A 10,334-nucleotide genomic window follows, 5' to 3' on the forward strand; every position below is an offset into this window, starting at 1 on the left:
TGGGCTATTCGTTCAACCTCGACGGGTCGATGATGTACTGCACGTTCGCGTCGCTGTTCATCGCGCAGGCGTACAACCAGCACCTGTCGCTCGGCACGCAAATCACGATGCTGCTGGTTCTGATGCTGACGTCGAAGGGGATGGCCGGCGTGCCGCGCGCATCGCTCGTCGTGATCGCGGCCACGCTGCACCAGTTCGGGCTTCCGGAGGCCGGGCTGCTGCTGATTCTCGGCGTCGACACGTTCCTCGACATGGGCCGCTCGGCTACGAACGCGGTAGGCAACTCGATCGCCAGCGCGGTGGTCGCGAAATGGGAAGGCCAGCTCCTGTCGGAAGCGGACGCCGAAGCCAACGCGGCGCGCATCGAAGCGGAACAGGAAGCGACGATCGCACATCCGACGGAAGTCTGACGGAGGCCCGGCGATGAAGATGCAGCGATTCTGGCGTGCGCTCGCGCTCGCGGGCCTGCTCGCCACGGGCGCGACCGCGCGCGCGGAAGATGCGCCGTCGACGCCGCCGCGCGTCGAGCCGGTCGCGCCGGCCCAACTGACCGGCACGCTCGCGAAGGTGCGCGCCAGCGGCACGATCGCGCTCGGCTATCGCGACGCGTCGATACCGTTCTCGTACCTGAACGCGCGCAACCAGCCGATCGGCTATTCGATCGAGCTGTGCAAGGCGCTCGTGTCGTCGATCGAGGATGCGGTCAACCGGAACCTGACAATTCGCTGGGTGCCGGTCACGTCCGACAACCGCATCGACGCGGTGGTCAGCGGGAAGGTCGATCTGGAATGCGGCTCCACGACCAGCAACCTCGAGCGCCAGAAGCGCGTGGCGTTCTCGCCGATCATCTTCGTGGCCGGCACGAAGGTGATGGTGAAACGAGGCGCGCCGGTCCGCTCGTTCCGCGATCTCGCGGGAAAGAAGGTCGCGGTGACGGCCGGTACGACCAACGAGAAGGCGCTGCGCGACCTGAACGAACGGTTCAGGCTCGGGATCCAGCTACAGGTGGTGCCGGACCATGCGCAAGGCTTCGCGCTCGTCGCGAACGGCGGCGCCGATGCGTTCGCGACGGACGACGTGCTGCTGTACGGGCTGATCGCCGAGAACGCGAACAAGGGCGGCCAGTACGACGTGGTGGGCGACTTCCTGTCCTACGACCCGTACGGAATCATGTTTCGCAAGGACGATCCGCAGCTCGCCCAGCTCGTGAAAAGCACGTTCCAGGAGCTGGCCGCCGACGGCGAGATCGCGCGCCAGTACAAGCGCTGGTTCCTGCGTCCGCTTCCGTCGGGCTTGAGTCTCAACCTGCCGATGAGCCCGCAACTGGAAACCATCATCGAGACGATCGGCGTCAACGGGAATTGAGCGGCGTCGACATGAGCGACGCATGACGAAACAAGAACGGCCCCGATGCCTCGCCAGGCACCGGGGCCGCTCGCCGGATGCAACGCGCTCAGCCGACCCGCGCCGCGCCTTGCCGTTCCGCTTCGGCGCCTTCGGTGGCGCCTTCGGTGACGGTTCGCGCCAGCACCGGCTTCAGCGCCTGCCCGGTATGGCTTGCCTTCACCTGCACGAGCGCTTCCGGCGGCGCCGCCGCGACGATCGTGCCGCCGCCCACCCCGCCTTCCGGCCCGAGATCGATGATCCAGTCGGCTTCCGCGATCACGTCGAGGTCATGCTCGATCACGACGACGCTATGCCCCGCATCCACCAACCGGTGCAGCACGCGAATCAGCTTCGCGACGTCCGCCATGTGCAGGCCGACCGTCGGTTCGTCGAGCACGTACAGCGTGTGCGGCGCCTTCTGGCCGCGTCGCGTGATGTCGTCGCGCACCTTCGTCAGCTCGGTGACGAGCTTGATGCGCTGCGCTTCGCCGCCGGACAGGGTCGGCGACGGCTGGCCGAGCGTCAGATAGCCGAGCCCGACGTCCTTCATCAACTGCAGCGGATGCGCGATGTTCGAGATCGGCGCGAAAAACTCCACCGCCTCGTCGATCTCCATCGTCAGCACGTCGCCGATGTTCCGGCCGCGCCACGTGACGGCGAGCGTTTCCGGATTGAAGCGCTGCCCGTGGCACACGTCGCACGGCACCTTCACGTCGGGCAGGAAACTCATGCCGATCGTGCGCACGCCTTGCCCTTCGCACGCGGGGCAGCGCCCGTCGCCGGTATTGAACGAGAAACGCGACGCCGTATAGCCGCGTGCGCGCGCTTCGAGCGTATCGGCGAACAGCTTGCGGATCGTGTCCCACACGCCGATGTAGGTGGCCGGGCACGAGCGCGGCGTCTTGCCGATCGGCGTCTGATCGACTTCGAGCACGCGATCGATCTGCTCCCAGCCGCTCAGCGACTCGCAGCCCTGCCACGCATGCGTGACGTTCAGCGACGGCCGCGGCGCGCTGCGTGCGAGCACGCTCGAGCGGCGGTCGGTAGCCGGCGCGTCCTGCTGTGCCGCCTTGCGCGCCCGCCGCGTGGCCGGCGACGACAGCACCGAGCGGCCGACCGCGTCGAGCAGGTTCGTCATCAGCACGTCGCGCGCGAGCGTCGACTTGCCCGACCCGCTGACGCCCGTCACCGCGACGAGCCGCGCGAGCGGAATGCCGACCGTGACGTCGCGCAGGTTGTGCAACCTGGCGCCATGCACGGTCAGCCACGCTTCCGGCACCGCCGCCCCGCCCTTCTTGCCCGGCAGGCTCACGCTGCGGCGCGGCTGCAGCGGGTGCAGCATCGGCTGCGCGAGCAGCCGCCCCGTCACCGAATCGGCCTGCGCGGCGAGATCGGCGACCGCGCCTTGCGCGACCAGCGTGCCGCCGCGCTTGCCGGCGCCCGGGCCGACGTCGATGATGTGATCGGCACGGCGGATCGTGTCCTCGTCATGCTCGACGACGACCAGCGTATTGCCCTTGTCGCCCAGCTTGCGCAGTGCGTCCAGCAGGATCTGGTTGTCGCGCGGATGCAGGCCGATCGTCGGCTCGTCGAGCACGTAGCAGACGCCCTGCAGGTTGCTGCCGAGTTGCGCGGCCAGCCGGATACGCTGCGCTTCGCCGCCCGACAGGCTCGGTGCCGCGCGGTCGAGGCTCAGGTAGCCGAGCCCGACTTCCTCGAGAAACGCAAGGCGGCTGCCGATCTCGCTGACGATGTCGCGCGCGATCTGCGCGTCGCGTCCGGCGAGTTCCAGCGCGTCGATCCAGCGGCGCGTGTCCGACACCGTCCATTGCGCGACCTCGACGATCGGATGTGCATCGAACGTGACCGCGCGCGCGACCGGGTTCAGCCGCGTACCGCCGCAATCCGGGCACGGCTCGTTGCCGACGCCCTCCGGCTCCTGCTCGTCCGACGGCAGCGTCTGTTCGCGGCCGCGGCCGTCCTCGGCGAGCACCGTGTCGTCGTACGCGGCGCGCTGTTCGCGCGTGAGCGTGACGCCGGTACCGACGCAGGTCGTGCACCAGCCGTGCTTGCTGTTGTACGAGAACATCCGCGGGTCGAGCTCCGGATAGCTCGTGCCGCACACCGGGCACGCGCGCTTGACCGACAGTACCTTGACCGCGCCGACCCCGGCGGTCGAATGATCGTTGCGCATCGCATCGTGCAGCCCGTCGAGCGGCGCGAGCAGGTGCATCACGCCCTTGCCGAGCTCGAGCGTCTCGTCGAGCCTGCGCCGCAACTCGGCCTCGTTGTCCGGCGACACGACGATATCGGCAACCGGCAATTCGATCGTGTGCTCGCGGAAGCGGTCGAGTTTCGGCCACGGATCGACCGTGACGAACTCGCCGTCGACGCGCAGATGCGTGCTGCCGCGCGCCTTCGCCCACTTCGCGAGATCCGTGTACACGCCCTTGCGGTTGACGACGAGCGGCGCGAGCAATCCGACGTGTTCGCCGCGATGATCGCGCAGCAGTTGCGCGGCGATCGATTCGACGGATTGCGACGTGACCGGCGTGCCGTCGTGGATGCAGTGCTGCAGGCCGAGCTTCACATACAGCAGCCGCAGGAAATGCCACACCTCGGACGTGGTCGCGACCGTGCTCTTGCGCCCGCCGCGCGACAGCCGCTGCTCGATCGCGACGGTCGGCGGAATGCCGTACACCGCGTCGACCTCGGGGCGACCGGCCGGCTGCACGATCGAGCGCGCATACGCGTTCAGCGATTCGAGATAGCGGCGCTGGCCTTCGTGGAACAGGATGTCGAACGCGAGCGTCGACTTGCCGGACCCCGACACGCCGGTGATCACGTTGAACTTGCCGTGCGGGATGTCGACGTCGAGCGACTTCAGATTGTGCTCGCGCGCGTTGACGATCCGCACGACGTCCTCGCCCTCGACCGCACGGCGCGCGCGCGCCGCGTTCAGCACGGCCTGCAGCGGCACGCCTTCGTCGGCAACCGCCGCTGCGCCGTCCATCGCGCGGTCGTACTGCAGCAGCGCGACGCCGGTATGCGATCCGGCGCAGGCCTTCACGTCGTCGGGCGTGCCCGCGCACAGCACGAAGCCGCCGCCATCGCCGCCTTCCGGGCCGAGATCGATCAGCCAGTCGGCCGCGCGGATCACGTCGAGATTGTGCTCGATCACGATCAGCGAATGGCCGGCTGCGAGCAGCTTGCCGAACGCCTGCATCAGCTTCGCGATGTCGTCGAAGTGCAGCCCGGTGGTCGGCTCGTCGAACATGAACAGCTTCGCGCGCGCGATGCGCGCCTCTTCCGTCGCGACCCGGCGGCCGTTGGCTGCCGCCGCCGACTCGGCGAGGAAGCCGGCGAGCTTCAGGCGCTGCGCCTCGCCGCCCGACAGCGTCGGCACCGGCTGGCCGAGCTTCACGTATTCGAGGCCGACGTCGACGATCGGCTGCAGCACGCGCAGCACCTCGGCGTCGGTCGCGAAGAACGCGGCGGCTTCGCTGACGGTCAGGTCGAGTACATCGGCGACGTTCAGCGCGCGGCCCGCGCGCTCGATGCGCACTTCGAGAATCTCGGCGCGGTAGCGGCTGCCGTCGCAGTCCGGGCAACGCAGGTAGACGTCGCTCAGGAACTGCATTTCGATGTGTTCGAAGCCCGAGCCGCCGCAGGTCGGGCAGCGGCCGTCGCCCGAGTTGAAGCTGAACGTGCCGGCGCCGTAGCCGCGCTGCAGCGCGAGCGGCGCCTTCGCGAACAACTTGCGGATTTCGTCGAACGCGCCGACGTAGCTCGCCGGGTTCGAACGCGTGGTCTTGCCGATCGGCGACTGGTCGACGAACACGACGTCGCCGACCTGGTCGGCACCCGTAAGGCTGCGGAACGCGCCCGGCGACTCGGTCGCCTTGCCGTGGTGCCGCGCCATCGCCGGATACAGCACGTCCTGCAGCAGCGTGGATTTGCCGGAGCCGGATACGCCCGTCACGCACACGAGCCGCTGCAGCGGAATCTCGACCGTGACGTCGCGCAGGTTGTGCTCGGTCGCGCCTTCGAGCACGATGCGCGGCGTGCTCGCATCGACCGGACGGCGCGCCCAGTTCGACGCATGCGCGACCTGCTTGCGGCCGCCGAGATACTCGCCCGTCAGCGTGTGCGCCGAACGGATGTCGCCCGGCGTGCCGTCGTACACGATCGTGCCGCCGCGTTCGCCCGGGCCGGGGCCCATGTCGATCAGTCGATCGGCCGCGAGCATCACCGACGGATCGTGCTCGACCACGACCAGCGTGTTGCCCGCGTCGCGCAGCCGCTGCATCGCCTCGACGATCCGCGTGAGATCGCGCGGATGCAGCCCGATGCTCGGCTCGTCGAGCACGAACAGGGTTTTCGTGAGCGACGTGCCGAGCGCCGTCGTCAGGTTGATCCGCTGCACCTCGCCGCCCGACAGCGTACGGCTCTGCCGGTCGAGCGTCAGGTAGCCGAGCCCGACGTCGCACAGGTATTTCAGCCGCGTGCGCACCTCGGCGAGCAGCAGCTTCAATGCATCGTCGAGCAGCGCGCTCGGCAGCACGATTTCGTCGAAGAAGCGCCGGATGCGCTCGATCGGCAGCAGCATCAGGTCGTGCACGGTCAGGCCCGGCAGCGCTTCGAGCTGCGCGCGGCTCCAGTCGACGCCGCGAGGCATGAAGCGATCGGCCGGTGCGAGCACGCTGTCGGCATTCTCTTTCGAGCCGAGCCGCCATTGCAGCGATTCCGTCTTCAGGCGCGCGCCGCCGCACACGTCGCACGGCGTGTAGCTGCGGTATTTCGACAGCAGCACGCGGATGTGCATCTTGTACGCCTTCGATTCGAGGTAGCCGAAGAAGCGCTTCACGCCGTACCACTGGCTCTGCCACTTGCCGTTCCAGTCCGGCGAGCCGTCGACGACCCAGTCGCGCTCGGCATCCGTCAGCTCGGACCACGGCACGTCGCGCCGGATGCCGGCCTTCGCCGCGTAGCGCATCAGGTCGTCCTGGCACTCTTTCCACGCGGGCGTCTGCATCGGCTTGATCGCGCCGCCGCGCAGCGTCTTGCGCGCATCGGGGATCACGAGGCCGAGATCGACGCCGATCACGCGGCCGAAGCCGCGACAGGTTTCGCACGCGCCGTACGCCGAGTTGAACGAGAACAGCGCCGCTTGCGGCTCCGCGTAGCGCAGGTCGCTGTCGGGATCGTGCAACCCGGTGGAGAAGCGCCACACCTGCGGCTCGGCGACCGCGTTTTCAGCCTCCGGCGCCAGCACGTACACGTTCACGCGGCCGCCGCCGCGCTTGAGCGACGCCTCGATCGCCTCGACCACCCGCACCTTGTCGGCCTGCTGCACGCGGAAACGGTCGGCCACCACGTCGAGCACCTTGCGCGCCCCGGTGGGCGACGCGATTTCGCGCTGCGCCTGCACGCGCGTGTAGCCGCTCGCCGACAGCCACTGCGCGATTTCCTCGTCGGACACCGCTTCCGGCAATTCGACCGGGAACGTGACGACGACGCGCGGATCGTCCGCCCGCGTACGCGCGACGAGTTCCGCGTAGATCGTCTCCGGCGTATCGTGCCGCACCTGCCGCGCGGTCTTGCGGTCGAACAGCTCGGCCGCGCGCGCGTACAGCAGCTTCAGGTGGTCGTTCAGCTCGGTCATCGTGCCGACGGTCGATCGCGAGCTGCGAACCGGGTTGGTCTGGTCGATCGCGATCGCGGGCGGCACGCCGTCGACGCGCTCGACCTGCGGGCGATCCATCCGGTCGAGGAACTGGCGCGCGTATGCGCTGAAGGTTTCGACATAGCGCCGCTGGCCCTCCGCGTACAGCGTGTCGAACACGAGACTCGACTTGCCGGAGCCCGACGGGCCGGTCACGACCGTCATTTCGCCGGTGCGCAGGTCGAGATCGAGATTCTTGAGGTTGTGCTGACGTGCTCCGCGAATGCGGATCAGATTGCTGGATGACAATTTGCCTGCCCGTCTGAATGAGTTAGCCAGAGTTCACGGTGCCGGAACGCTGCGGCGGATGCCCGCAGGCGCGGCGCGGGCCGCGACAAGGGATGCCTGCGCGCGGCCCGGTTCGACGGATACTATACTGTATATTCATACAGTTTTCCATGAACGGGCGAAGGCGCGAAAACGCCTCGTCGTCAGCGAATCGGGCGACCGCCCGGGCGGGACGCCGTGCTACGCGGGTTTGCGCAGCGGCTCCAGCAGGTGCCGCAAGCCGTTATGGTCGATCTCGTGCATGAGCGCGAGCTGTCGGCCGAGTTCGCCGCGCGGGAACCCTTCGCGAGCCAGCCAGTTGAGGTAAGGTCCGGGCAGATCGGCGATGAGTCGGCCCTGGTATTTTCCGAAGGGCATGGTGACGGCGACGAGGCGCTCGAGATCGGGGGCATGCATGCGCGTATTGTGCACGGCTTTGCGCTCTCCCGCCGCGCGCGCGCCGCTCCACGCCGGCCCACGGCCGCGAATCCGGCCCTTCGCGGCCGGCCGAATCGACGAACCGGCCCCGATTGACGGCCGGGACTCGCGTCTGCCGCCGACTTCCTTCCCGCCTGCTAGACTGGAACTTCCCCCTGCACACCATGGAGGGAATCATGATGTCCACCTACGTCGTGAAGACCGGCGAGCAGTTCCTGTGCACCGCCGAGGACGGCGATATCGGCATGGCGCCGGCCATCGAGGATGCCGCATCCTTTAGTTCGTACGACGAAGCGGAGAAAGCCGCAAGTGCGCATGCCGACCCGGGATACGAGATCGTGGCCGTCTGCATGATCAGGCACTGAGCGTCGATTCACGGCCCGTGCGGATAACGATTCGCAGGCCGGACGCATGTCGCCGTGGGGCGACGGCGTTCATGCGACGGACCGCATGCGCACGCCGCGACGGCCCTTTCCCGTCGCCGTCGTCCGCGTCGAGCATCATCGCCGCAAGCAAGCCGTCCTGCTTCGACGGCCGCGCTTGCGGCAACCCGGTCGCGGCGTCCTACTTCTGCAGCGAGATTTCCACGCGACGATTGCGCGCGCGCCCTTCGGCGGTATCGTTCGATGCCGCCGGATTGGCTTCCCCATGACCGGCCGCGGCAAACGAATCCGCCTTCAGCCCGTGCTCGCGCAGGTATGCGGCGACGGCATCCGCCCGGCGCTTCGACAGCGCCTGATTGTGCGCATCCGAACCGGTCGCGTCGGTATAGCCGTCCACTTCCACGCGGGAGAAATGCCGGTCGGCCTGCTGGTTCAGCAGCGTGTCGAGCGCGGCGGTGGCCGCGGGCGTCAGCGCGGCCGAGTCGGTCGCGAAATACGCATCGCCGGTCAGGCTCACCTTCTCGACCGGCGCGGGCGCCGGCGCAACGGCCGCGGCGGCCGGTGCGGGCGCCGCGCCGCACTGGAACACGATCGAATGCGGATCGGCGCCGTCGCGGTACGGCGTGGTGGTGTCGACGAGGCGCACGGGCTCGTTGCCGCACATGCGTGTCGCGACCTTCATGCAGGTCTTCGCGGTCGACAGGATGCCGTGGCAGTCGACCTGGAACGTCCGGATGCCGTTGCGCGACTGCAGTTCGTACGCATTGTACGTCGGCCCCGACGCACTCGAACAGGCCGCGAGGGAAACGACGGACGCCAGCAGTGCAAGATGGATGTTTTTCACTTGATTACTCCGAGAATGCGATGGGCGCAGCGTGCGGCGCGGCCGCACGCGCATGCGTTTGCGTTCGGCGCGGCCCGCCCCGGCACCGTGTGCCGGAACGAACCGCTGCGCGCGATCACTTCCACTGATACAGCATGCCCGCGCCGACGACGCGCTGGCTGCCGGCGAAACCGCCGTTCAGCGTCGCCTTCAGGTTCTCCGTGATGCGCGCCTGCATGCCGACCGCCATGGCCTTCTGGCCCTGGAACGTCGCCGTGCCGACCCCCATCGCGAAGTTCGAATCGCGGTCCATGTGCGGGATCGACGCCATCGCGGCGGTCGCGGCGATCCCCTCGCGGGCCATCGAATCGGTCTGCTGGATCTGCTGCTGCATCTGCGTGAGCTGGTTGTTGACCGTGTTCAGCGACTGCGTGAACTGGTTCGATACCGCATTCAACTGGTTCACGTTCACCGCGTCGGTGCCCTGCGTGCCGGCCGCGACGTTCACGACCTGGCGCGCCGAATCCGCCGAGCCGACCGCGACCACGTTCGAGCGCCCGCCGTCGTTGCTGCCCGTGCCGAGTGCGGTCGAGTTGTTGCCCGATGCCGTCGAACCCACGCCGATCGCGGTGGAGCCGTTGCCCGATGCGAGCGAACTGTTGCCGACCGCCGTGCTGTTCGAGCCCGATGCCACCGCCCCCGACCCGCCCGCCGACGAATTCGGCCCGGTCGAGCCCGGCGGCACGTTCGCGCCGGTCGGGTTCGTCGTGTACTGCCCGCCGAGATTGGTCGTGCGCTGGTCGATCAGCGTCGTCAACTGGTTCGCGACCGAATCGAGCTGCGACACGTTCACCGCGTCGGTGCCGTTCTTGCCGGCCGCGAGCCCCGTGATCTGGCGATTGCCGACGTTCACCTCGCCGGCCGACGACTGCGGGCTGCTCAGCCCGTACGCGACGTAGTTCGTCAGCGCGCCGACCGTGGTCAGCGAACCGGCGCCCAGCGCCACGCTGTTCGCGAACGTCGCCGATGCGCCGGCGCCGAGCGCGAGCGCATCGGTCGCCGAGCTACGCGCACCCGAGCCGAGCGCGACGCTGCCCACGCTGACCGCCACCGCATTCGCACCCTGCGCGACCGACTGCGCGCCCGTCGCCGTCGCGCCGCTGCCCAGCGCGATCGCGTCGGCCTGCGCGGAACTCGCCGCCTGCCCGATGGCGACCCCGCCCGGCGCCGTCTGGTCGACGATCGCGCCGTTGCCGATGCCCACGCCGTTGTCGCCGTTGACGACCGTCGTCGGCCCCACCGCGACCGATTC

At 68.7% G+C, this 10,334-nt stretch carries 7 protein-coding genes; 3 read left to right on the forward strand and 4 right to left on the reverse strand.

Annotated elements, in window-relative coordinates; genetic code table 11:
• Together WT24_RS15425 and WT24_RS15430 are read left to right on the forward strand one after the other, a co-directional pair.
• Window positions 1–410: dicarboxylate/amino acid:cation symporter (locus tag WT24_RS15425; protein WP_156441809.1), on the forward strand; the 410-nt coding region annotated here is incomplete at its 5' end.
• Between the two features lie 13 nt (window positions 411–423).
• A complete protein-coding gene (locus WT24_RS15430; RefSeq protein ID WP_060034548.1) occupies window positions 424–1,365 on the forward strand; it encodes an amino acid ABC transporter substrate-binding protein in 942 nt (313 codons plus the stop codon).
• Window positions 1,366–1,453: 88 nt separating this feature from the next.
• On the opposite strand, the gene uvrA is transcribed toward WT24_RS15430, so the two are convergent.
• Window positions 1,454–7,360 carry an excinuclease ABC subunit UvrA gene (gene uvrA / locus WT24_RS15435; RefSeq protein WP_060034552.1) on the reverse strand — a complete coding sequence of 1,969 codons (5,907 nt, stop codon included), beginning with the start codon at window positions 7,358–7,360 and terminating at the stop codon, window positions 1,454–1,456.
• Window positions 7,361–7,579: 219 nt separating this feature from the next.
• Window positions 7,580–7,795, reverse strand: a complete 216-nt coding sequence (locus WT24_RS15440) for a DUF3820 family protein (protein ID WP_060034563.1) — start codon at window positions 7,793–7,795, stop codon at window positions 7,580–7,582.
• Between the two features lie 197 nt (window positions 7,796–7,992).
• On the opposite strand from WT24_RS15440, the gene WT24_RS15445 reads away from it, so the two are divergent.
• Window positions 7,993–8,181 carry a hypothetical protein gene (locus tag WT24_RS15445; RefSeq protein ID WP_059504075.1) on the forward strand — a complete coding sequence of 63 codons (189 nt, stop codon included), beginning with the start codon at window positions 7,993–7,995 and terminating at the stop codon, window positions 8,179–8,181.
• Between the two features lie 199 nt (window positions 8,182–8,380).
• Here the strand turns inward: WT24_RS15445 and WT24_RS15455 are convergent, their stop codons facing one another.
• Both WT24_RS15455 and WT24_RS35790 read right to left on the reverse strand, forming a co-directional pair.
• Window positions 8,381–9,043: an OmpA family protein gene (locus WT24_RS15455; protein ID WP_059504055.1), complete on the reverse strand. Its 663-nt coding sequence runs from the start codon at window positions 9,041–9,043 to the stop codon at window positions 8,381–8,383.
• Window positions 9,044–9,158: 115 nt separating this feature from the next.
• Window positions 9,159–10,334 (reverse strand): YadA-like family protein (locus WT24_RS35790; RefSeq protein ID WP_179949354.1); only part of this gene is annotated, 1,176 nt, incomplete at its 5' end.

Source organism: Burkholderia sp. MSMB1078WGS (genome assembly GCF_001528895.1).
GTDB lineage: Bacteria > Pseudomonadota > Gammaproteobacteria > Burkholderiales > Burkholderiaceae > Burkholderia.